Below are 24116 nucleotides of genomic sequence, written 5' to 3'. Positions count from 1 at the left end.
CTGACCTGTCTGCCGTGCCTGCCTGCCCCTTGGAATGGCAGATAGGCCCGGCACAGGCAGGCGCAGAGATTGGGCAAAAGGGGGCGTTTTTCAAAGGTCTCGTAGCGAACGCAGTAGTTTTTCAACAGCGTGCCAGGAAATATGGTGTCAGGATCTGTTCAGGTCACACCACGGGCGGAATGGTGGAAGTTCCTATTTACCGGGAGGAAAACATGAGCGTGGATTTGGACACTCTTTGCATCAACACGATCCGCATGCTTTCGGCTGACTGCATTCAGCGGGCCAACTCCGGTCATCCGGGCATGCCCATGGGAACGGCTCCCATGGCCTATGTCCTATGGACCCGTTTCCTCAGGCACAATCCGGCCAATCCCCGGTGGCCGGATCGCGACCGCTTCATTCTCTCAGCCGGACACGGATCCATGCTTCTCTACAGTTTGCTCCACCTGACCGGGTATGATCTCACCCTGGAGGATCTCAAGAATTTCCGCCAGTGGGGCAGTAAGACGCCCGGACATCCCGAGTTCCACCTCACACCAGGTGTGGAGACAACCACGGGCCCCCTTGGCCAGGGGTTCGCCAATGGTGTGGGAATGGCCATCGCCGAGCGATTCCTCGCCGCCCGTTTCAACCGCCCTGGACACGAAATCGTAAACCATCGCGTATTCGGCATAGTGAGCGACGGGGATCTCATGGAAGGGATCTCCCATGAGGCGGCGTCCCTGGCCGGGCATCTCGGTCTGGGGAATCTCATCTATCTTTACGACGACAACCGCATTACCATCGACGGGGGTACGGACCTGACCTTCACGGAGGACCGAGAAGGCCGCTTCAAGGCCTATGGATGGCAAGTTCTGAAGGTGGAAGACGGAAACGATCTGCAAGCCATTGAAAACGCCCTCTCCGCCGCCCTTGAGGAGACTAAACGCCCCTCATTGATCGCGGTTCGAACCCATATCGGGTTCGGAAGTCCCAACAAGCAGGACACTTCCTCCGCCCACGGAGAACCCCTCGGCACGGATGAACTCAGGCTTACCAAACAAAACCTGGGCTGGCCCCTGGAACCCGAATGTTACATCCCGGAGGAAGTCTTGAGACATTTCCGCGATGCACTTCCGAAAGGCAGGGCATGGGAGGAAGAATGGAATTCGCGCTTTGAGACTTACCGAAACGCCCATCCGGATTTGGCCGAGGAATGGACGCGATGGACCAGGGGGGAACTTCCTGAAGGGTGGGAAAAGGTAATCCCTGCCTTCCCCGCCGACCCGAAAGGTATTGCTACCCGGGCGGCCTCGGGGGTCGTTTTGAACGCGCTTGCACAAAGTCTTCCCAACCTGATCGGAGGCTCGGCCGATCTGGCCCCTTCGAACAAGACCTTTGTCAAGGACGCACCGGTCTTCCAGCCCGGGAAGCCGGAGGGACGCAACTTCCACTTCGGTGTGCGGGAGCACGGCATGGGTTCCATCCTCAACGGCATGGCGCTCCATGGGGGCCTGATCCCATACGGGGGCACTTTCCTTATCTTTTCCGATTATATGAAGCCCTCCATCCGCCTGGCCGCAATGATGGGACTCAAGGTCATATATGTCCTGACCCACGACAGCATCGGGCTTGGAGAGGACGGCCCAACCCACCAGCCCATCGAACAATTGGCGTCCCTGCGATCCGTTCCCGGACTGACTGTGATCCGACCCTGCGATGCGAACGAGACCGCCGAGGCCTGGCGCAGCGCCCTGACCGTAAAAGGACCCGTCGCCCTCGCCTTGTCGCGCCAGGGACTCCCTACCCTGGATCGCGGGATCCATGCCCCGGCAGAGGGTCTGGCCCGCGGAGGCTACATCCTGAAAGAGGCTGCCGGCGGACGGCCCGAGGTCATCCTGATAGGGACCGGGTCCGAAGTCCACATCGCTCTTGAAGCGGCATCAATGCTGGAAGAAAGAGGAACCCCCGTCCGTGTGGTAAGCCTTCCGTCCTGGGAGCTTTTCGACAACCAACCCCGGGAATACCGTGAGAAAGTACTTCCCCCGGAAATCGAAACTCGGGTGGCGGTGGAGGCTGCATCACCACTGGGCTGGCACCGTTTCGTAGGATCAAAGGGTGAGGTGATCGGACTGGATCGTTTCGGGGCATCGGCCCCCTCCAAGATCCTGTACGAGAAGCTGGGCCTTACGGCCGAGAAGGTCGTGGAAATGGCCCTCACCTTACTGAAGCGGCGAACCTAGGGACTTCCTGCGGGAAAACCGTTTCCTTCGAAGACTTTTGGAATGCGCCCCTCCCGCCCTGGGGCGGGAGGCACTCCGAGACCTCTGCCCCGGGTTGAAGCCCCCTTTCTTCAATTCCCTCCTTTCCCGTCCTTCCCGGGGAGCAGAAACCACAGGAAAAACGCGGACAGGATCATTCCAGCGGACAGGATCTGGCCCATGGAGATCAGGTGCCAGAAGAGACCGATCTGCGGGTCGGGAGCCCGAAAAAACTCCACGAAGAAACGGAGCACCCCGTAACCCCCGAAGAAGAGGCAGACCAAGGACCCGGGACGAAAGGGACGGTTACGGATAAACCAAAGGAAAAAGAAGAGGACCAGGCCCTCCAGGAAGGCCTCGTAGAGCTGGGAAGGGTGTCGCGGAACCGGGCCTCCGCCCGGGAAAACCATGGCCCAAGGTACGTCGGTGGGACGGCCGAAGAGTTCACCGTTGATGAAGTTCCCCAGCCTCCCCAGCCCCAGGCCGATGGGGGCGGGCAAGATGGCGGCGTCGGCCAAATCCCAAAAGGAGAGTCCACGGTTCCTGGAAAAAAGCATCCCGGCCAGAAGCGCCCCCAGCAGGCCCCCGTGAAAGGACATTCCCCCGTGCCAGATAGCGATGATCTCGAGGGGGTGCCGCAGGTAGTCCCCGAGATTGGGATACTGGTAGAAAAGGACGTAACCGAGCCGGGCCCCCACAATCAGGCCCACGGCGAGATAGGAAAGGAAATCCTGGAGCGCCTTTCCTTGAAGCCCCAGCCGCCGGGCCCGCGTCTGTCGGGGGATAAGGAAGTAGGCTGACAGGAAGCCCAGCACGTACATGAGACCGTACCATCGGATCTTGAATGGCCCGAATTCAAAGAGGGTGGGACTGATGTCGGGATAGCGGATCACAATCTGACTCCCTTGAAATACCTGAGGGAAAATCCCCGCCCCCTGAAGAATCCAGGGGGGATTTCTTTCCGTACGTCGTCAGGGGAGATATTCCGTCTTGACGTTGTGAATGGCATGAAAGATGTTTCCCTTGATCTTCCGGCTGGATCGATAGAGATTTTTCAGCATGACCTTTACGGCCTCTCTTTTCGTTGATCCCGCCGAAGGGCACCCCAGATCGATATCCGGCCACCCCATCCCCTTTGCATATCTCTGAATTGTTCCCTCGTCGATCATGTAAAGGGGGCGGATCACGGTCAGTTTGCCTCCGAAAAAGGGCTGGACCGGAAGCATGGTGCTGATGGAAGCCCCGTAAAAAAGGTTCAGGAAAAAGGTCTCGATGAGGTCGTCCTTGTGGTGGCCGAATGCAATCCGATTGCATCCGAGTTGGGCGGCCAATTCAAAGAGGAGCTTCCTGCGCAGCCTGGAACAAAGGAAACAGGGGTTTTCGCGGTTTTCCTCACTGTGGGCGCGGGGACCGAAATCGCTCGAAAATACCCGGTAATCAAACCCATGCTCGGAAAAAAAGGTCTTCATCCGCCCCGCCGAATCCGCACCGAAACCCGGATCCACGTGAACGGCCGTGATGCGGTAAGAGATAGGGATCCGTCTCAACCGCTCTCTCAGGAGCCAAAGGAGGGAAAGACTGTCCTTACCACCCGAGACGGCGACCAAGACATGATCACCGTCCCGGATCATGTCCCGGTTATGGATGGCCTTTCCCATGAGGCGTCTCATCTCTTTGGCGGCGTAGCTCACCGTCTCAGGATCCTCTCACCTCTTTGCCCTGGATTCCCGCTATCCATCGGGCTCCCCAAGGACCGCCTAGGATCGCCGTTCGCCGAAAAGCCGCGTCCCGATCCGGACAATATTGGCACCCTCTTCCAGGGCGACCCGGTAGGAATTGGACATCCCCATGGAAAGGTAGGTCATCTCCACGCCCGGCAACGCCGCCTGCTTGATCTGCTCAAAAAGCTCCCTGGTCTTGCGAAAATAGGGACGGGCTTCCTCGGGGTCCCCTGCAAAGGGCCCCATGGTCATGAGTCCCATGATCTTGACCTGGTCAAGGGTACTCATCTCTCTTACCAGGTTCAAAACTTCTCCCGGCAGGACACCTGTTTTTTCGGCCTCCTCCCCACTGTTGACCTCGATTAGAACAGGCATGACCTTTCCGGTCTTCCGGCAGACCTTGTCAATTTCCTTTGCTAGGCGAAGGGAATCGACCGTCTCAATCATGTCGAAAATCGCAACGGCCTTCTTGACCTTGTTTCTTTGCAGGTGCCCGATCATGTGCCACTTGACCCGGTTTCCGATAACGGCATGGGCCCGCTCTGCCTCCTGGACGTAATTCTCCCCCACAATCTCAAGGCCCGCATCAACAGCCTCAAGGATTTCCTCGGGACTCCGGGTCTTGGCCGCCCCGACTAACTGAACCCCTTCCGGAAGCTCATTCAATATCTCCTTGACCTTATCTCGAATCATCATCCTTTTTCTCCTCCGGCCTATTGATACTCGAAATCACATGGGGTGTAAAGCTTCCAGCACCAGGATCAATGAACCACTCACCCCCCTAAGAGAAACAAATTCTTGGTGCACAATTTTTTGTGCAGTTTCCTTCATGAATCCTCTCCTGTCGTTCGCTTCAGAGTTCCTTTATCAGTTTATGCCCATTCAGTGACTATCAACAAAAGATCTTTAAATTACAATAGGTTGATTTCATTTTCAAAGCATTTGATGTGAAAAAAGGCGAGAGAGACAGGCATGGAATCACCGTTGCATAAAATGAAGGGCGAAGGGGTTTCAACACGCCCTCAAGAAACAGGAATTACAGGAAAAATCATGGACCCTTCGCAATCATTCGGCCCAGTGTATAGAGGCCTTTGAAAAATGTTCAATTTTGTCCAAGGGTCAAGGAAGACGAAAATTTTAACCATCCCGCTTGGGATACCAAGCGGGATAGGCATCCATACATTGGAGTATTTCGAGGATTAAAATTTGAGTCTGACGCAGCCTGGTCACGCCGTAGCCGCGGCGGAGGCGGAAGATTGCGGAAATTGGCCATTTATGGATGGACACTAAGTAAGGAAGCCCCTCTCTTTCCGGGGCAATCGGGAGGTTCTGAGGGATGGAAAGGGATTTGGAGCTTCGAGAGTTGCGGCGAAGGGTGGAAGAGCTCGAGGCGCGTCTGGCTGAGTGCATCGAGACAAAAAATGCCATTGAAGATACCGGGGAAAGATACCGGATCCTCTTTGACAAAATCAACGATGCAGTTCTCGTTCATCAGCCTCGGCATCCGGATCGTCCAGGACTCTTCATCGAAGTCAACAAAGAGGCCTGCCGGAAGTATGGATACAGCAAAGAAGAATTCTCCAGGCTGACCGTGGAAAATATTGTGTACCACGGGGGCGACCAACCTTTCCGAGAGCGTATCAGGCGCCTTTTCAAGGAAAAACACATCCTGTTTGAATCCGTTCACAGGACCAAGGAAGGAACATGTTTTCCCTGTGAGGTCAATGCCCATCTCTTCGACTTTCAAGGAAAGCCGACCATCCTTTCCATAGTGAGGGATATCACGGACCGCAAACGGGCCGAAGAGGCCCTCCGGGAAGAGCGGGACAGGGCCCAGAAATACCTGGATATTGCCGGAGTCATTTTTCTCGTCCTCGACCGAAACGGGACGGTTTCGCTGGTCAACAGGAAGGGAATCGAGGTGCTCGGGTACAGTGAAGAGGAAATACTGGGAAAGAACTGGTTCGACACCTTCATCCCCGAAGAAAACCGGGAGCCTTTGCGCGGGTTCTTCCAGGGAATGATAGAAGGGAAACTCCAGCCGGTGGAATACCATGAAAACCCGATCCTTACCAAGGATGGAAACATCAAGATCATCGCCTGGCACAACAGCATCCTGAGGGACAAGGAAGGGAATATCTCGGGCACCCTGAGCTCTGGTGAAGACATCACCCGACAAAAGCAGGATGAAGAAGAAAAGCGGAAACTCATGCTCATGCTCCAGCATGCCCAGAAGATGGAGGCCATCGGTACCCTTGCCGGGGGTATCGCTCATGACTTCAACAACATCCTCACCCCCCTCATCGTTCACGCCGAAATGGCCCTTCTGGACCTCCAACCCGATCATACAGTGAGGAACAACCTGGAACAAATCCTCAACAGCGCCAAGAGGGCCCGGGACCTGGTCAAGCAGATCCTCACCTTCAGCCGACAGCAGGAACACGAACCCAGGCCCCTGAAAGTAGGGTTGATCATTAAAGAGGCCCTGAAACTCCTCCGGGCTTCCTTGCCCACAACCATTGAAATCCGCCAGCGGATCCTCAGCCAGCAGGATACCGTACTGGCCGATCCCGTCCAAATTCATCAGGTCTTCATGAACCTGGCCACCAATGCCGCCCACGCCATGAGAGAGGACGGGGGCGTATTGACTGTGACGCTGGAGGACTTGGTGGTGGGGCCTGAAGAAAAAGCCCGCCATCCTGAATTGACGGCCAATTGCCGTTACGTCAAGCTGACCGTGGCAGATACAGGGCACGGCATGGAACGAGCGGTGCTTGAGCGGATCTTTGAACCTTACTTTACGACCAAGGTCAAGGGGGAGGGTACCGGGATGGGCCTGGCGGTTGTGCTCGGCATCGTGAAGAGCCACAAGGGTGTCATCACGGTTGAAAGTGAGCCGGGAAAGGGAAGTACGTTCGAGATATACCTGCCCAGGTGCCCGGAGAGACCACCTGTAGAGTGTGAGGAGATCGTCCATATACCCCGGGGGAATGAAACCATCCTCCTTGTGGATGACGAGCCTGGCATGATAGAGACCCTTCAATTGATGCTCCTGCGGCTGAATTACAAGGTGGAGGCTAGAACCGGCAGTCTTGACGCCCTCCAGGCCTTCCGGGCCAACCCGGACAAGTTCGATCTGGTCATCACGGACATGACTATGCCCCACATGACAGGCATCGAACTGGCCAGGGAAATCCTGGGAATTCGATCCAATATCCCGATCATTCTTTGCACCGGGTTCAGCGAGTTGGTTTCTGAAGAAACGGCCAAGGCCGCCGGCATCAAGGAATTCATCATGAAACCCATCGTGATGAACGAAATCGCCCTAACCATCCGGCGCGCCTTGAATACCGGGGATGGTTTCGGGAATCCTTGAACCTTCCTGCCGGGGGTGAAGTTTCTCTGGGGTTCCCATCAACGCTTCCTTTTGAAAATCAAGGGATCCGGCCCCTCCATTACAGAATCCTTGTTCATGCCATCTTTCAAAGACTTCCGGATCACGGTAATGGGGCAGGCGGAATCCCAATACCTTCGCGATCTAATGACGGTTACCCACTGGAACGTGAAAAAGGCCTGTCGTATTTCCGGCCTTTCAAGACCTCGCCTTTACGCACTCCTTAAAAAACACGGGATTCAGAGGCGCTCCCTCCCGGAGCTGATAATGCAGGCCCAAGGCATGAATCACCCCTCGTTCCCGCCTGGTGGATTCCAGAAACCCGCCGTTTCCATGCCCTATCATACCAAGGAAATCCCTCGGGGAGAAAAAACCACCGGCCCTGGAATGGACTTTCCCGAAATCCTTCCAGGGCCGGTGAAAGAATGAAACTTTTTATCCTCAGCAGCTCGAGCAGCCCCCGCAACCGCCTCCGCCCCCGATGTTAAGGCTCGACTGTATAGAGAACCCGGATCCCATGGCGCTTTCCACGAAATCCACGGTGATGGGTTTTACCTGCTCAAAGAGGTTTTTTTCGATCAAATAAGTGATCCCGTTATTGTCAACGATCTCATCGTTTTCCCGAGGCTCATCCAGAGCCATTCCCAGAGAGGGACCGGCTCAGCCGCCCTGGGATAGAAATATGCGGATGACCCGTTGCTCTTCCCTGTCCTTGAAAAATTCCTGGATTTTCTGGTCGGCCTTTTCCGTTACCTGAAACATGTTTCCTCCTTTGGTCTTTTTGACTCCCATCGGAATCTCATACTACTATGGTATTCATTCACAGTTTTCTGTCAACTCCCCCTGTCTTTTCTCTTGGAGACACCCCGGGAAAAAAGGTTACATCTCGATGTCTTGCCCGCTCTTTTTCCCGGGATCAGCCCTCCTCTCGGTCTTCATACCAGAATTCGTCTACGGTCGCTTTTGATCTGGAGCGATGAATCCCACCTTACTGATATCCGGCGCTAAACAGGCTCCTCCGAGAGTCGCTGTTCCAGCCACAGGAGAACCTTGTCAAACTCCTCCTTCAGTTCCGCCATGGCCTTTCCCCTGTGGCTGACCCGGTTCTTTTCGTCGCTGCTCATCTGGGCAAAGGTCTTTTTCATGGGCGGGTAATAAAAGACCGGGTCATAGCCGAACCCGTTTTCCCCCCTCTTTTCATGGAGTATCTCTCCCTCACAAAACCCCTCGTAAGTGAGGGCGGGTCCCCGGGGAACGGCGATGGAAAGGACGCACTCGAACCGCGCCCTCCTGTTGGCAACGCCTTCCATGGCCCGTAGGAGTTTCTGGATATTGTCCTCATCCGATGCCCCTTCACCCGCATAGCGAGCCGAGTTCACCCCGGGAGCTCCGCCCAGGGCCTCCACCACCAGACCGGAATCATCGGCCAGGGCAGGCAACCCAAGGTATCGGGCGGTCATGGAAGCCTTCTTGTAAGCGTTTTCATCAAAGGTCTTTCCATCCTCCAGGATGGGAGGCAGGGGACCAAAATCCTTGAGACTCCGGATGTCCACCTTGAATCCGGTGAGCAGTTCCTTGAATTCCCTGATCTTTCCCGGGTTAGTTGTTGCAAGAACCAGTGGGCGTGCCAGCATGAACCTCTCCTTCTCCTTTCAACTATGGAAATGTTTCTTTCGCCCGGATATCATCCTTAAATCACCACTTCCTTTTTCTAGTCCCAAGGCCCCGGGATGAGTCAACATCCGGGAGAGGGGGGGGTTCGGGCTTAGTTAGTGCCCATCCATAAATGGCCCTTTTTTCCAATCTTCCGCCTCCGCCGCGGCTACGGCGCGACCAAGCTGCATCAGGCTCATATTTTAATCCTTGAAGTTCTTAAGCCCCTATAGAATTTATCGCTTCAAGCAGGCTCTGACATGTTCTCCTCGGCGGATTTCGTCCCTTCATCTATCCTGATTCAGGGCCGAAATACGCCCGCTCCGGAGAAAATGTCAGCCCCTGCTTTCCGCTGCCTCCGGGGAATCTGAATCCTCGAAATACTTCAATGTATGGTGCCTCTGCCGATTGGCATCCCAAGCGGGGCGGTTAAAATCTTCGCCTTCCTTGACCTTGAACAAAATTGCCTGCTTTATGGATGGGCACTAGTTGATACCTCCCGCCCACGTCGGGACGGTTCAAAGATAAAAGACACTAACTACACGTAAAACCTGACCCTGTCAATAGACGGAGCCTGCCCCACGGGACATAGGGAACGGCCATGGTGAATTCCCCCTGGGGGAAGCGGCAGACTTAGAAGATAACCCGCACACCACCCAGATCCTGTATAGTAAAGGGGTGTTTTTCCTCCGGGGCGGGGATTGTGCCGAAAAAGGGCGAGCAGGACCCTGTTCCTCATCTCTTCCAGGCCTTGCCGGACCTGCTGGGCGGCCTGGATGCTCTTGTAATTCTTCGAGAGAATGTCTTCGGCGCTCCTGCCCAGCTCTCCGAGGTGGCGCCAATCCAGGAAGATCACGAACACCAGAAGGAGGGACGGGACAAGGATCACCAAAAAGATCTTGTACCTGATGGGGAATCGAATATCCATGGGATTTATTCCCGGTTATCAGGGACCAAAAGACCTTGAACAAAATCGGGCGTTTTTCATAGGTCTGGAACCGGGTTTCACTGGAAGGAAAAGCCTGGGCTGCAGGGGCAAGCTTCCACCACGACAGCGTCCCTCTCGAAAAAGGTCGGTGGGCGCTGCCCTCCACACCCCGGGAATCCGGATCTCAGGTGCGGTAATCCGCGTTGATGGACACGTATTCATGGGTCAGGTCACAGGTGGAAACTCGGTCCTCGAAGCCTCCCCTGCCGAGATCCACGACCAGGGAAAACTCCGCCTCCTGCATCCTCCCGGCGGCCCGCTTCTCGGCCTCCTCACCCAGGCCAAGCCCTCCTTCCACGATCTTCACATCGTCTATCCAGATCTCCACGGTCTCCTCTTCCATGGCCACGCCGGATCGGCCCAGGGCGGCCATGATCCTTCCCCAGTTGGGGTCCTGGCCGTAACAGGCGGTCTTGACCAGGAGGGAGTTCGCAACGGTCCTGGCGGCCTTCTCAGCGTCACCGGCCGATTCGGCTCCTTTGATGATCACGTGGATGACCTTGCTTGCTCCTTCCCCGTCCCGGACGATCATGATAGCTAGGTCCCCCATCACCCTGGTAAGCCCTTCACGGAACACTGCCAGCTCTTCCGAAGACAGGGAAGGATTTCCGGCGAGGCCGTTGGCCAGGACGGCCGCCATGTCATTGGTGCTCGTATCCCCGTCCACAGTAATGCGGTTGAAGGTAGACTCCACGGCCCGTGAGAGAACCGCTTTTAATGGTTCGGCCTCGATGCAGAGATCGGTCAGTACAAAGCAGAGCATGGTGGCCATGTCCGGCATGATCATGCCGGCACCCTTTGCCATCCCCAGGACCCGGTAATCCCTTCCACCGGCCCTCCCCTCGAAGACCGCCTTCTTCGGAAAGGAATCGGTGGTCATGATGGCCTCGGCCACTTTCGGCAACCCATCAGGGGACAGGGACTGCACAAGATCCGGGACGGCCGCCGCCACCTTGTCCATATTGAGAGGGGCCCCGATGACACCAGTGGAGGCCACCAGGACCTCTTCGGCTCGGACCCCCAGTTCGCCTGCAACCAGTTCGGCTGTGCGGCGGGCGTTCTCAAGGCCCTTCGGACCCGTGCAGGCGTTGGCATTCCCGGCATTGGCGATAATCGCCCTTATCCTCCCGTCCCGAACATGTTCCCGGCTGAGGAGGACGGGAGCGGCTTGAACCCTATTGGTCGTGAAAACAGCGGCCCCTACAGCCTCCACATCGGAAACGATGAGTCCCAAGTCCAAACTCTGATCCTTTTTAAGCCCTGCAGCCAGGGCTGAGGCCTTGAAGCCCCTTACGGTGAATTTCTTCTCTTCCATGGTTTCGGTTCCTGTCAAAGCCAAGAGTTCACGGAAGGATTCTTCCTTCGGCTATCCTGAAACGGAAATATCTTCGGTGGGAGAAAGGGACGAAGAAGGGCACCCGGCGATATGCCGCCTTCACTTGTTCCTGCCGCAGCACTTCTTGTACTTCTTCCCGCTCCCGCAGGGACAGGGATCGTTCCGACCGATCTTCTTCCCCTCTCTCTTTACGGTCATCGGGCTCGCCCCGTCACCGTGACTGTACCGCATGGCCCGTTTTTTCTTCTTCGGGATCTCCTCCTCCACCGGAGCGCGCCTCATGAGATGGATGCGGGAGAGGGTCATCAGGCTTTCCTCGCGGATCCGGTCCATGAGTTCCTCGAAAAGAGCATACCCTTCCTTCTTATATTCCCGCAAAGGATCCATCTGGCCGTATCCCCTCAGCCCGATGCCCTCCTTCATATGCTCCATGTCCTGGAGATGGGTTACCCACTGGTTGTCGATGATCTGCAGGATGATGTACTTCTCGATGGTGTGAAGATCCTGGGCGCCCACATAGGCCTCCCGCTTGTCGTAGACCGAGTGGACCTGCTCCTTGATCATTTCGACAAGCTCTTCGGTCTTCAGGGCATCGAACCGTTCCTCCCCGAGGTCCTCCGGCCCTATCTTGGGCCTAAAACCGAACAGCCTGGTAATATTCTCCTTCAATCCCTGCAGATCCCAATCATCCGGGTAGGCCTTGGGATCCGTGAACCTCTCCACCAACTCCTCGACCTTCTCGTCCATCATGTTTCGGACGATCTCCCCGACGCCGTCCCCCGACAGGATATCCTTCCTCAAGGAGTAAATGATCTCCCGGTGTTTGTTCATGACATCGTCGTATTCCAGGAGATGCTTACGGATGTCGAAGTTGTGGGCCTCCACCTTCCTCTGGGCGTTTTCGATGGCCTTGGAAACCAGCTTGTGCTCGATGGGTTGGCCTTCCTCCATGCCAAGACGATCCATGATATTGGCCATCCGATCCGAGCCGAAAATCCTCAAGAGGTCGTCCTCAAGGGAGAGATAGAAACGCGAGGTGCCGGGGTCTCCCTGCCGCCCCGCCCGCCCTCGAAGCTGGTTGTCGATCCGTCGGCTCTCGTGCCTTTCGGTTCCCAGTATGTGCAAGCCTCCCAGCTCAACGACGCCCTCTCCCAGCACGATATCGGTACCGCGGCCGGCCATGTTGGTGGAGATTGTCACCGTGTGTTTCTGTCCCGCCTGGGCGATGATCTCCGCTTCCCGCTGATGGTGCTTGGCATTCAGGACGGAGTGGGGGATCCCGGCCCGCTTCAGCATCCGGCTCAGCATCTCGGACTTCTCGATGGTGATGGTGCCGACGAGCACGGGTTGTCCCTTTTTATAGAGTTCCTTGATCTCCTCCACCACGGCCAAGAACTTTTCCCGTTCGGTCTTGTAAATGACGTCGGGGAAGTCCTTCCGGATCATCCTCTTGTTGGTCGGGATGACCAGGACCTCCAGGTTGTAAGTGCTGTTGAACTCGGCGGCTTCGGTATCGGCCGTTCCCGTCATGCCGGCGAGTTTCTCGTACATTCTGAAAAAGTTCTGGAAGGTGATGGTGGCCAGGGTCTGGTTCTCCTCGGCGACACTTACGCCCTCCTTGGCCTCGACGGCCTGGTGTAGCCCGTCACTCCAACGGCGACCGGGCATCATGCGTCCCGTGAATTCATCCACGATCACCACCTGGGCGTCTTTGATCACGTAGTGGACGTCCTTCTCGAAAAGCCAGTAGGCCTTGATCATCTGCTGGGTGGCATGGAGGAGTTCGGAGGTCCGCATGAAGCGATCCTCCAGTTCCTTGAGCCGTTCGGCCTTTTCCTCGTCGCTCAGCTCAGCGTTCTCCCGGATCTCGAAGCTCTCCATGTCGAGATCCGGGAGCACGAAATCGCCCTTTCCGCTGGAGGCAAGAAGCCTGATCCCCTTCTCTGTGAGCTCCACCGAATTGCTCTTCTCATCAATGACGCAGTAAAGGTCCTGGTCCAGTTCGGGCAGGAGTTTCTGGGCGCTCAGCATACTCTCCATGCGATCGATCTGTTTCTTGAGGTGTTGGTTCTGGGCCAGGATATCCAAAAATATGGGATTTTTAGGATCTCCCCGCCGGACCTGGACGAGCAGCTCAATGGTCTTTTCTCCCTCGTCTCCTTGCTCCAGCCGGGTTTTCAACTCCTTGAGGATCGATCGAATAATGGCGCCCTGTTTTTTCCTGAGGTTGATGATCAGGGGCTTGACCTCGTTATAGACCTTGTTCTCGCTCTTTTCCACCGGACCGCTGATGATCAGGGGGGTCCTGGCCTCGTCGATGAGGATACTGTCCACCTCGTCCACAATGGCGTAATGGAATCCCCGCTGAACAACGTCCCCAAGATCGAACTTCATGTTGTCCCGGAGATAGTCGAAGCCGAACTCGTTGTTGGTTCCATAGGTGATATCGCACGCATAAGCCTTCTTGCGTTCCTCATCGCTCATTCCATGGACAACGACACCCACCGACATCCCCAGGAACCGGTAAATTCCCCCCATCCACTCCGCATCTCGTTTTGCCAGGTAATCGTTCACCGTGACCAGGTGGACTCCCTTACCCGTCAGGGCATTGAGGTAGAGAGGAAGAGTGGCGGCAAGGGTCTTTCCCTCACCGGTCTTCATCTCGGCGATCTTGCCTTCGTGAAGCACGATCCCGCCGATCAGCTGAACATCGAAATGGCGCATGCCCAGGACCCTCACTGAGGCCTCGCGCACGGCGGCGAAGGCCTCCGGCAGGATGTCCTCCAGGGTTTCTCCGTTTGAGAGGCGCGACCTGAATTCATCGGTCTTGGCCCGAAGCGCTTCATCGGAAAGGGTCTGGAACTCGGGCTCCAGGCGATTGATGGCATCGACCAGGGGGGCGATGCGCTTAAGTTCTCTCTCGTTCTTACTTCCGAAAAGACCTTTAAGAAGATTTCCTAACATGATCGATTCCTCTATTCCCCCTCTCGCCTTGTCAGCGGGAAAGGGTTTTGACCTCATGTACCCCGTTTCGATTCCCTGCACTCTCCAACAAAAATCAAACCGCAAGTGAAAGCCGGGGTCCTCAAAGGTCGATGTATCTTGAGGACGTACTCAAACATCCATGGTGCATTGTATCCATACGGACCTGCAAGGAGGGGATTATATACACAAAACAGGAAAGAAATAAATCCGAAAGCTGGTCGGCGCCGATCCGGGCCGGAAGCTTGACCTTTAACAAAATCACCTTACTTACGGATGGATACTAGTTGAGGATGTAACGAAGGGGATCCACGGCGGCGCCGTTCAAGTGGACCTCGTAATGCAGGTGGGGGCCTGTCGAGCGGCCTGTATTGCCGACCAGGGCGATCACGTCTCCCCTCTTGACGGTCTGGCCCCTTTTAACCAGGATCTTCTTCAGGTGGGCGTATTTGGTCTCGATGCCGAATTTATGATTGATGGTCAGGACGATTCCGTAACCATAGTCCCTGCCCATCTTGACGACTACTCCATCAGCCGGTGCCACGATCTTGGCCCCTTCCCGTGTGCATATGTCCAGCCCCCTGTGAAACTCCCTCTGGTTGGTGAAGGGAGATATCCTGAAACCGAAACGGGAACTGATCCACCCCCTCGTGGGCCAGATGGAAGGCGTACAGGCCAGGAGGGTCTTCTGATTTTTCAGGAAAGCGCACAAATCGGAAAGTTTCTCCGCCTGGGCGGACATATCGACATCCAGATTGTCGAGGGAACGGTACATCCGCCGTACCAGTTTTCGTTGATCCTGCTCCCGGAACAGCGCAGGATCCACGAGGGCAGGATCCGATCCACCCACGCCGAGAAGCTGGGCGTTGTCCTCGTTGGGTTCGAGATTGACCATGACCCGCAGTTGGTTTTCAAACTGTTTCAATTTCACCATCTTGCTGCTCATGCCGTCCACCTTCAAGGCAAGAGCAGTCAACTGAACATCCTGTTCCTTAGTCTTCTTTTCCAGTTCGGCCAAGCGGGGCATTTGCTTTTTCACGTTCCAGTAATCCGTGATAAGGGTGTAAAGCCCCCCCACAAAGCCCAGGATCAGGATGAAGGAAAACCAGAGGACAGCCCTCGGAATTTTGAACTGTCGGGGCCTGCGGCTCCCATCAGGGATTAAGAGTATGGTGATCTTTTTTGCGGTCAAACCGATCTCTCAACCAGGAGGTTGTTGCAGATAAGGGATGAAAGGAATTTTGGGGAAATTACCATAAGGGTATTTCCCATGTCAATAACATTTCACCCAGGTCTTCATCCTAAGGTGCGACCTATCTTTGAGTATCCCCCTTCCATGGGGTTTTCCCGTGAAGGTTGCTTCCCCCTCGGTGTCCAAAGCAGGACCCTCCCAGGCCCTATGTCTAAAAAACCATCCATGCTTTGATCAAAAATGGTCACTTTTAAGATTCAGGTCCCATCCTTACATAGCGAAAAGCAGAAGTTGAGATTCTCTTTGAGTATGTGTATTTCGACCCAGAATCAGGATAAAGAGAGCGGGAAAAGCCCCAAATCAGAAGCCCGGAGCGGCCGGGCGTACGCGGCGAAAAGAACGTGCCTGCCTTTGCTTGTAACCACGGATCCCAATCTCGACGAGATTGCTTCTCCAAATGACGATTGACTCTTCCTGAAATAAGGCGATCTAACGCCCGATATTACCTGAGAGCTGCAAAATATATACCGTTGACCTTGACCCCTTCCCCACATCCTCACAATCCATGTACCCCCGGTTCACCCCCGATGATGTTCGATGTGGCCGGAAGGCCCATCTTCCTTTCCAGAAGGCCCTTTCAAGACCCGGATGATCTCGGCGGCCAGGGTGGTGCTGATGCCCTCCACCTCAGCCAGTTCCCGGACAGATGCCTTTCCCAGTGACTCCATGTCTCCAAAGTGGGCAAGCAGGGCCCGCTTCCGCTTCGGACCTACACCCGGCACGGCGTCCAGCGAGGATTCCATCGAGCGGCCTGCCCGAAGTTTCCGATGATAGGAAATCGCCCTTCGGTGGGCCTCGTCCCGAATCCGCATAAAGAGATGGAGCACGGGATCGTCGGGACGGATAGATAGGGGATTTTTTCGTCCAGGGACATAGATCCTGTCCGGTTGATCCCCCTCTCCCTTTGCGATGGCGGCAAGGGAGGGCGTCTCGGCGAGGCCCGAATTCCTGACTGCCCGCTCCACCGCCCGCAGGTGCCCCCGCCCTCCATCCACGAGGAGGAGATCCGGCAACCCTCCCTTTTTTAGACGTCTTGAAACCAACTCGCTCATCATGCCGTAGTCGTCAACGCCGACAACGGTCTTGATCTTGTAGTTTCTGTAACCGGATCGGTTCGGGAGCCCATCCACAAAGGAGACCACCGCCCCTACGGCCATCTCTCCCTGGATATTGGATATATCCAGTCCTTCCACGCTCCGGGGGGGTCGCTCAAGGCGAAGGAGTTCGGCAACCCGTTCCATGATTTCACCCTGCTCGCTTCCTTTTAGGTTTTCAAGGAGGTTGGCGGCGTTCCTCCTGGCCATCTCGATCAGTCGAACCTTCTCCCCCCTCATGGGCCGCTCGATGAGCACCCGCCTCCCCGCCAGATGAGATATCCAATCCCGTAAGGACGGGAGGTCCGCGATTTCTTCCGAGATCAGGATCCGGCCTGGAATGAATTGTTCCGCTGGGTAGTATTGTTTCAGGAAGGCTTCCATAACCTCAGACCGGCTTGCTTCCCGGTCCCTTATCAGGTAATCCCGCGTTCCACTCAGGTAGCCCTTTCGAACAAAGAAGATCACCAGTTGGAAGGCGCCGTCCCTTTCCTCCAGGCCGATCACGTCCTGGTCTTCCAGCTTCGACGAGACGACGTGCTGCCCCTGGATCACGTGCTGCACGGCCTTGATCTGGTCCCGGATCCGTGCCGCCTCCTCGTAGCGGAGTTCGGAGGCGGCCTGGCTCATTTTTTTCTCCAGTTGCTTCATGAGCTCATGGTTTCTTCCTTCCAGGAAAAGGCGCACCTGTTCCACGACCTCCCCGTAGGTCTCCCTGGAAACTTCGCGGACGCAGACCCCCAGACACCGGTTGAGCTGCTCGTTCAGGCAGGGTCGGGAACGTTTCGGGATCTCCCGGCTCCTGCATTTGCGGAGCTGGAAGATCCGGTTGATCAGCTTGAGGGTCTTCCGGACATCCTGGGCCGAGGAGAAAGGACCGAAGTACTTGGCCCCATCCTTTTTGATCCTCCGCACGATCGTCAAGCGGGGATAGGGATCCTTGACATCCAGCCTCAGGCAGGGATAAGCCTTGTCGTCTCGAAGCACGACGTTGTATCGGGGGAGGTGTTTTTTGACGAGGGTGCTCTCAAGGATGAACGCCTCGGTTTCCGTGCCGGTGAGAATGGTGTCAAGGCCCCTGGCCCGGCTCATCATGAGGCCTGTTTTGTAAGGGAGTTCCGAGGGAGGGCGAAAGTAGGACAGGACTCTTTTCTTGAGGTTTTTGGCCTTCCCCACGTAGAGGATTTCCCCGGATTCGTCCTTAAACAGGTACACGCCGGGTCCCTCCGGGAGCCTGCCGCGGAGTGCCTCGGGATCCAGGGAATGGTGGGCGGTGGGGGGGCGGTGCATGGGGAATCGATAATCTACGGGTGCCGAGGGGACCTACTCCCTCAGGAGCGGGTTTTTCAGGGAAAGGCCTCCCTCGTACTCCCATCCAAGGTAAAGCCTCTTGACCATGATGATAAGGTTTCTGTAGTTCCCCTGATCGTCCTTGACGAAATGCTTGAGTATGGCCTCAGGGGAAAAGTCGAGCCTCTTTGCGCTGCGGATCACGGCGATGTCCCGATCTTCCACGAGTTCCATCACGAGAATTTTCAATCCCATGGACATGGCCAGATTCATGAGGTCGAAGAGTACCCAGGTTCCCAGGTTCTTTTCCCGGTAGGAGGGGACCACGGTGATCCTGATCTTCCCGATGTGGGCCCTGGGGCTGCCTTTTTCCCTGAGAAGCCGGCCGTTCGCCAGGATTCGCCCTTCCAGTACCGCAACCAGGGTGATGTTGTCCGGGGAACCCGAGTCTTTCACCCATCCTTCGATGGCACTGAACTCCGTCACGTTCTCATCGTTGAACCAGCGGTCTTCGGCCGGAAGTTCCTTGTACATCTGAAACAGGGGGAACTCGTCTCCGGCCCGAAGCGGTCTCAGAGTCAAACCGGTGCCGTCCTTGAGGATGATTTCCTTTGGGTAATCCGAGAATACCGGATCATGGACCATGGGCACCCCTCGCAAAATTCCCGGGGATCCGGAACGCCGTGGATGATTGATCTTGCACACCCGCAGGGTAAGTGATAGGAAAGGACCCAGTCAAGGGAAATGTACGGCCCTCGATTTCTTGAGGAACGACCGCACTGAATCCTTCTTTTGCATATCCCGCCACGGGACAGAAAGATGGAAAAAGATCGCCACGGTTCAAGGGTTCGGATCCTCCAGCATGCATCGAAAATATGAATATCATTACTGCCCGGTATGCGGCGGTGGTTTGGACACCAAGAAGCTGAAGGAGACAGAACCTTCAAGGCTGGTATGTTCGGTGTGCGGATTCGTTTTCTACCTGGATCCCAAGCTTGCCGCCTGCACCATCGTGGAAAGGGACGGGAAGATCCTGCTGACCCGCCGGGATCTCAGTCCCCGCAGGGGCAAATGGGCCCTCCCCGGGGGGCATGTGGACCGGGGAGAAGTGGTGGAAGCGGCCGCACTTCGGGAAACAGAGGAAGAATGCGGGATCCGGGCCGAAATCACAGGCCTCCTGGGTATTTACTCCAACGAGGGAGAAAGCGTGGTCGTGGCGGTCTACCTGGCCCGGCATACCGCCGGGGAACCCTTATCGGGGGAGGAAATCCAGGATGTCAGGTTTTTCCACCCCGATGAAATCCCCTGGCGGGACCTGGCCTTTCAGACCACGGTGGATGCCCTGAAAGATTATTGCAATCTCCACGGCAAGAAAGATTCAAAAAGAAAGGACCCGATACGCCATGATCATCAATCCTGAAAATATCAACGATCTGCCCCCTGACAGGCGAAAAAGCATCATGGAGCGATCAATGGAAGAAATATCTTCCATCTATGACTACGTACGGAAGATTGTCGAGGGGGTGAAGGAATCGGGGGACGCTTCACTTCTTGAAGTCAACAGGGAATTCAAGTCGGATTTATCGGTCGAAGACCTGGTGGTTACGCCCAGGGAGATCCGGGAGGCCTATGAACAGGTAGATCCGGCGATCCTGGAGGGTCTCAGGAAGGCCGCCAAAAACATTTCACGGTTCCACGAAGCCCAGAAAGAACGGGAGATGTGGTTCATCGAAGTCCAGCCTGGAATCCTCGCCGGGCGTATCACGCGGCCCATGGACCGCGTCGGGTGTTACGTCCCGGGGGGAAGGGCCGCCTATCCAAGCACGGTTCTCATGACCGTTATTCCTGCAAGGGTCGCAGGGGTTTCAGAGATCATCATAACCACCCCTCCGGGGAAAGGCATGAAGGTCCATCCCGTCACCCTGGTGGCGGCCGATATCGCCGGGTGTCGCCGGATTTTCAAGGCGGGCGGCCCTTGGGGAATCGCGGCCCTGGCATACGGCACCGAGACCGTCCCTGCTGTGGACAAGATCGTGGGCCCGGGGAACAAATACGTGACCGCCGCCAAGATGCTGGTCTACGGGAGGGTGGACATCGACTCCCCCGCGGGTCCAAGCGAGGCCCTCATTCTGGCCGATTCCAGTGCGGACCCGGAATGGATCGCCCTTGACCTCCTCTCCCAGCTCGAGCACGATCCGGACTCTGCGGCGGTGCTGGTCACCACCTCCCCCCGGTTGGCTCAGGAGGTATGCCGCATCCTGGACAGGGAATATCCCGATCTACCCCGAAAGGAAATCCTCGAGACGTCACTCAGAAAACGATCCCACGTTCTCGTGGCCCGAAGCATTGACCAGGCCATTGAATTTGCCAACGAATATGCGGCTGAACATCTCCAGATCCTCACCCGGGATCCATTCATGACCCTCAACCGTATCCGCCACGCCGGATCCATCTTTCTCGGCCCTTATTCACCTGTCCCTGCGGGTGACTATGCCTCCGGGACCAATCACGTCCTTCCCACCGGACGGGGGGCCCGGATGTTTTCGGGGCTATCGGTGGACGACTTCATCAAGAAACCCACCTTTCAATATCTCAGTAGTGAAGGCCTGGCCTCCCTCCGGGAAGTCGTCTCCACCCTGGCTGAGGCCGAGGGACTTCCCCTCCACGGGCGGGCCGTCCAGGCCAGGTTCGAATAGTGGATGTAGCTATAATGTGAATAATTTGGTTGCCATTCCGGTACCGATGATTTATATAACCTCAAATCGGCGCGGTGGGAGCCGGTTGATACTGGAAAATCGACAATATTCTCAACCGGTTTCATAAGTGGGATAGATCGATTGACGTCAAAGGTCTCGGAACCCGGGCGGTTTTGATAAAGCGGATTCAAACTCCTAAGAGAAAAAAACAAGGAGGATACTATGGCGGATATCAAAGGCTACAACATGCCGGACGACCTTTATTACCACAAGGATCACAGCTGGGCCCGCGTTGACGGCAGCAAGGTGACCGTGGGCATGAACGATTTCTTCCAGAAAGAGGCAGGCGATATCGTCTTTATCGATCTCCCGGAAGAAGAGGATGAAGTAAGCCAGGGAGAAGTCTGCGGAAAGATCCAATCCAGGAAGTGGATCGGGAAGCTTGTGGCTCCGGTGTCCGGGGAAATCGTCGAGGTCAATGAGGAGCTTGAAGAAGACACCAGTCTCATCAATACGGATCCCTACGGCAAGGGATGGATCTTGGTCATCGAGGCAGAGGACCTCGAATCCGAACTCGGGAATCTCATGCAGGGGGAAGCCCTGGTGGAATTCATCGAGGCGGAAGTGAGACGGGCCGAAGAGGAAAGGGCCAAAGCCGAAGAAAAATGAGGGGCGAGTGGCGTCTTTTCATTAACACCGAGAGGCCGATGTCCACCGCCGAGGGTCTGGCGGTGGACGACACCCTCCCTCAATCCGTTGAAAATCACCAATCCCCCCCCATCCTTCACCTTTACACCTTCGTGCCCTCTGCTATTGTCGGCAAGTATCAGGACATCGAGGCCGCGCTTAAACTGGACCGGTGCAATGCCCGGGGCATCGAATACAACCGCAGGAGCACCGGCGGCGGGACGGTCATCATGGGACCCGAAATCATGGCCTTGGGATTCGGAATCAACGCCGACTATCCAGGCCTCGCCGGAGGCGGAATGGGGGGGGTGTTCGTGACCCTTGGGGGAGTCCTCGGCAGGGCCCTTCAGCGGTTCGGCATCCGCTCCAACTTCGTTCCCAAGAATGACCTGGAAGTGGAGGGGAAAAAGTTGGCCGGCCTTTCGGCTTCAGCAGAAACAGGAAAGAGTTTGCTTTTCCATACGAGCCTCCTCGTGGATTTCGATATCGAGCTGATGACCGATATCATGAACACTCCCCTCATCAAGCTCCAGGATAAGGGGTACAATTGCTTCAGCCGGCGGATGACCACGGTGAGGATGGAGGCCGGACGGGCCGATATCCAGGTGGAAGAGGTCATGGAGGCCGTCCGGGAGGCCTTCGAGGAGACCTTCAGGATCCGTTTTCAAGAAGATCGGCCCGACGAATGGGAACAGGATAGGATACGGGATTTCATCGAAAACCGTTATACACGAAAGGAATGGATCTTTTCTCACAAGCACCCCCGCTCCCGCATGGGCATCGGCCGGCTCAAAACCAGGGCGGGCTTGCTGGAGATCTACCTGTCCCTTTCCGGGGGGTCAATCGAGAACGTGGTGATCACCGGGGATTTTTTCTCCACCAGTGAGGACGTAAACCGCCTGGAGCAGGCCCTGAAGTGGACTTCGGCAAGGCCCGAGAGGATCCGGGAGAACCTATCCCGGGTCTGGCGCGACGATATGATTTACGGACTCGATGTCCCGACCCTCACCAGGGCGATCCTGAATGCCAAGGAAAATCAGGTTCGATTATAACGGGCACAGAAGGCGCCGCGCGCAGGAATCGAGACCGGCCGCTGCAGGCTGACACCACTGACTCGATCGGGTGAAGTTATGGAAGCCGTATCAAAAGAGATGAGGATTGAGAGCCCCCGCTACGCCAAGGTAAGTCACGCCTCGGCCATGAGCCTGGGGTTGATGGAGGGGAGGATGTACCGGGGAGCGGTGAACCGGTGCGTCAATCTCCTGGTCCATTACCCCGAGGGATGTTCGGCCAATTGCGCTTACTGCGGCCTGGCCAAGAAGCGTCCCGGGACATACGAAGAGAAAAGCTTCATCAACGTGGGATGGCCGGTCTATTCCATGGATCGGATCATCGAGGCCATCAACCAGGCTCCCGCCTACGTGAAGCGTACATGTATCTCCATGATCACCAATGGGAAATGCCGGAAGCACACCCTGGAGATGACCCGCAGACTGAAGGATGAAACGAGGATACCCATTTCAATCCTCATCAGCCCCACCCTGCTTCGCGAGGAAGACCTGGTCGCCATGAAGGAGGCGGGGGCGGACAAGATCGGCATAGCCATCGACCTGGCCACCCCTGAACTCTTCGAGCGCTATCGCGGCAAGGGTGTCAGCGGTCCCCACAAGTGGGAGAGATATTGGGAAATCCTGGAGCTGGGGCTGAAAATATTCGGTCATCCCCACGTTGGCGCCCATCTCATGGTAGGAATGGACGAAACGGAAAAAGAAATGGTGGCCATAATGGACCGACTCTGGCGTATGGGGGTCTACAACCATCTCTTCGCCTTCTTCGCCGAGAAGGGATCGGCCATGGCGGAGAGGCCCCAGCCCCCCTGGCCTACCTATCTCAGGGTGCAACTCGCCCGGTTCCTGATCGAGGAAGAATCGGTGCAAATGAAGGATATGGCCTTTGATGCGGAGGGCCATATCATCGATTTCGGCCTGGATCCGCTCAGGTTGAGGGAAATCATCGATCGGGGCACGCCTTTCATGACCACAGGATGCCTGGGGGAGGACGGCAAGGTGGCCTGCAATCGGCCCTTCGGAAACTGCCTGCCCGATGTAAAGCAGTGGAACTACCCTTACGAGCCCAACGAGGAAGAGCTGGCCCTCATCCGCGAGCATATCTTCCGAGTCTCCTAGTCACGAAATGAGGCTCTCCCCTGCAAGCAACGGGGTATCTTGAGCGGAATTCCGACGAAGTTCGCCCCGTCATTCCTCCCTGTAGCTTGCTACAGGATAGCTTGGCGAAGGCGAATGAAAAAACCAAAAAAAATTTTGACAATTTTGTGAAATTTGATAATATAACTTTTTTTAAGGCGGGGCCGTTAGCTCAGTTTGGTAGAGCAGCGGACTTTTAATCCGTTGGCCGCAGGTTCGATTCCTGCACGGCCCACCAACCGGGGATCGAGAGAATCATTTCCGGTTGAGCAGCCTGAGGTGGGCCACACCTTATTCCTAAATTCCTTCGTCCCCATCGTCTAGCCAGGTCCAGGACACCGGCCTTTCACGCCGGCAACACCGGTTCAAATCCGGTTGGGGACGCCAAAGTTCAACAATGAGGCTACTTGCCACAGCAAGTAGCCTTTTTTATCGGCATCTTTCAGCACTTCCCCTGGACACCTTAACTGATCTTTGACAGTTGAATTTGAGAAACATAGTAAAAACAAGGCAATACGGGGATGCAAAATGCTCTTGGCACTACCATTACGATTTTCAACCCCATTTTCTTTCATGAGA

General features: G+C 56.0%; 19 protein-coding genes and 2 tRNA genes. 10 read left to right on the top strand and 11 right to left on the bottom strand.

Annotated elements, in window-relative coordinates; translation table 11 throughout:
* Positions 1–212 precede the first annotated feature (212 nt).
* Positions 213–2222: a transketolase gene (gene tkt, locus JRF57_12540; protein ID MBW2304523.1), complete on the top strand. Its 2010-nt coding sequence runs from the start codon at positions 213–215 to the stop codon at positions 2220–2222.
* A 110-nt stretch (positions 2223–2332) separates the two neighbouring features.
* Here the strand turns inward: tkt and JRF57_12535 are convergent, their stop codons facing one another.
* The 3 genes from JRF57_12535 to JRF57_12525 form a co-directional block, all read right to left on the bottom strand.
* Positions 2333–3133 carry a prolipoprotein diacylglyceryl transferase gene (locus tag JRF57_12535; GenBank protein ID MBW2304522.1) on the bottom strand — a complete coding sequence of 267 codons (801 nt, stop codon included), beginning with the start codon at positions 3131–3133 and terminating at the stop codon, positions 2333–2335.
* A gap of 78 nt (positions 3134–3211) precedes the next feature.
* Complete coding sequence (locus JRF57_12530) at positions 3212–3931, bottom strand: tRNA 2-thiocytidine(32) synthetase TtcA (GenBank protein MBW2304521.1); 720 nt, start codon at positions 3929–3931, stop codon at positions 3212–3214.
* Between the two features lie 66 nt (positions 3932–3997).
* On the bottom strand, positions 3998–4654 hold the full coding sequence (locus JRF57_12525) for a YggS family pyridoxal phosphate-dependent enzyme (protein ID MBW2304520.1): 657 nt from the start codon (positions 4652–4654) through the stop codon (positions 3998–4000).
* Positions 4655–5297: 643 nt separating this feature from the next.
* Between JRF57_12525 and JRF57_12520 the strand changes: the two genes are divergently transcribed.
* Together JRF57_12520 and JRF57_12515 are read left to right on the top strand one after the other, a co-directional pair.
* The gene (locus JRF57_12520; protein MBW2304519.1) at positions 5298–7337 is read left to right on the top strand and encodes a PAS domain S-box protein; all 2040 of its coding nucleotides are present in this window, start codon (positions 5298–5300) and stop codon (positions 7335–7337) included.
* 96 nt (positions 7338–7433) lie between these two features.
* On the top strand, positions 7434–7784 hold the full coding sequence (locus tag JRF57_12515) for a hypothetical protein (protein ID MBW2304518.1): 351 nt from the start codon (positions 7434–7436) through the stop codon (positions 7782–7784).
* A 12-nt stretch (positions 7785–7796) separates the two neighbouring features.
* Here JRF57_12515 and JRF57_12510 read toward each other — a convergent pair whose 3' ends face one another.
* The 8 genes from JRF57_12510 to JRF57_12475 all read right to left on the bottom strand — a co-directional run bounded on the left by JRF57_12510 (position 7797) and on the right by JRF57_12475 (position 18595).
* Entirely contained in the window at positions 7797–7937 is a 141-nt protein-coding gene (locus JRF57_12510; protein MBW2304517.1) for a hypothetical protein, read from the bottom strand.
* Between the two features lie 422 nt (positions 7938–8359).
* Positions 8360–8986 (bottom strand): XTP/dITP diphosphatase, encoded by a 627-nt coding sequence (locus JRF57_12505; protein ID MBW2304516.1) that lies wholly within the window; start codon positions 8984–8986, stop codon positions 8360–8362.
* Positions 8987–9546: 560 nt separating this feature from the next.
* Positions 9547–9936 carry a hypothetical protein gene (locus tag JRF57_12500; GenBank protein MBW2304515.1) on the bottom strand — a complete coding sequence of 130 codons (390 nt, stop codon included), beginning with the start codon at positions 9934–9936 and terminating at the stop codon, positions 9547–9549.
* A 184-nt stretch (positions 9937–10120) separates the two neighbouring features.
* Positions 10121–11311 (bottom strand): bifunctional glutamate N-acetyltransferase/amino-acid acetyltransferase ArgJ, encoded by a 1191-nt coding sequence (gene argJ, locus JRF57_12495; GenBank protein MBW2304514.1) that lies wholly within the window; start codon positions 11309–11311, stop codon positions 10121–10123.
* Positions 11312–11431: 120 nt separating this feature from the next.
* Positions 11432–14296, bottom strand: coding sequence for a preprotein translocase subunit SecA (gene secA, locus JRF57_12490; GenBank protein ID MBW2304513.1), 2865 nt, complete (start codon positions 14294–14296; stop codon positions 11432–11434).
* 301 nt (positions 14297–14597) lie between these two features.
* A complete protein-coding gene (locus tag JRF57_12485; GenBank protein ID MBW2304512.1) occupies positions 14598–15506 on the bottom strand; it encodes a M23 family metallopeptidase in 909 nt (302 codons plus the stop codon).
* 578 nt (positions 15507–16084) lie between these two features.
* Positions 16085–17950, bottom strand: a complete 1866-nt coding sequence (gene uvrC / locus JRF57_12480; GenBank protein ID MBW2304511.1) for an excinuclease ABC subunit UvrC — start codon at positions 17948–17950, stop codon at positions 16085–16087.
* A gap of 33 nt (positions 17951–17983) precedes the next feature.
* Positions 17984–18595, bottom strand: a complete 612-nt coding sequence (locus tag JRF57_12475) for a GNAT family N-acetyltransferase (GenBank protein ID MBW2304510.1) — start codon at positions 18593–18595, stop codon at positions 17984–17986.
* A 217-nt stretch (positions 18596–18812) separates the two neighbouring features.
* Here JRF57_12475 and JRF57_12470 point away from each other — a divergent pair, with 217 nt between their 5' ends.
* The 7 genes from JRF57_12470 (at position 18813) to JRF57_12440 (ending at position 23924) form a co-directional block, all read left to right on the top strand.
* Positions 18813–19370, top strand: a complete 558-nt coding sequence (locus JRF57_12470) for an NUDIX hydrolase (protein ID MBW2304509.1) — start codon at positions 18813–18815, stop codon at positions 19368–19370.
* Positions 19354–20646 carry a histidinol dehydrogenase gene (gene hisD, locus JRF57_12465; GenBank protein MBW2304508.1) on the top strand — a complete coding sequence of 431 codons (1293 nt, stop codon included), beginning with the start codon at positions 19354–19356 and terminating at the stop codon, positions 20644–20646. The genes JRF57_12470 and hisD overlap by 17 nt, the downstream gene beginning before the upstream one ends.
* Before the next feature lie 222 nt (positions 20647–20868).
* Entirely contained in the window at positions 20869–21315 is a 447-nt protein-coding gene (gene gcvH / locus JRF57_12460; GenBank protein ID MBW2304507.1) for a glycine cleavage system protein GcvH, read from the top strand.
* Between the two features lie 38 nt (positions 21316–21353).
* Complete coding sequence (locus JRF57_12455; protein ID MBW2304506.1) at positions 21354–22385, top strand: hypothetical protein; 1032 nt, start codon at positions 21354–21356, stop codon at positions 22383–22385.
* 78 nt (positions 22386–22463) lie between these two features.
* The gene (locus tag JRF57_12450; GenBank protein MBW2304505.1) at positions 22464–23519 is read left to right on the top strand and encodes a radical SAM protein; all 1056 of its coding nucleotides are present in this window, start codon (positions 22464–22466) and stop codon (positions 23517–23519) included.
* Positions 23520–23698: 179 nt separating this feature from the next.
* A tRNA-Lys gene (locus JRF57_12445) sits at positions 23699–23775 on the top strand.
* 71 nt (positions 23776–23846) lie between these two features.
* Positions 23847–23924 (top strand) — tRNA-Glu (locus tag JRF57_12440).
* The last annotated feature ends 192 nt before the right edge of the window (positions 23925–24116 follow it).

Source organism: Deltaproteobacteria bacterium (assembly GCA_019310525.1).
In the GTDB taxonomy this organism is placed as follows: domain Bacteria; phylum Desulfobacterota; class DSM-4660; order Desulfatiglandales; family HGW-15; genus JAFDEE01.
Note: the sequence above shows the minus strand (reverse complement) of the source record. Positions and strands in the feature narration are given on the sequence as shown.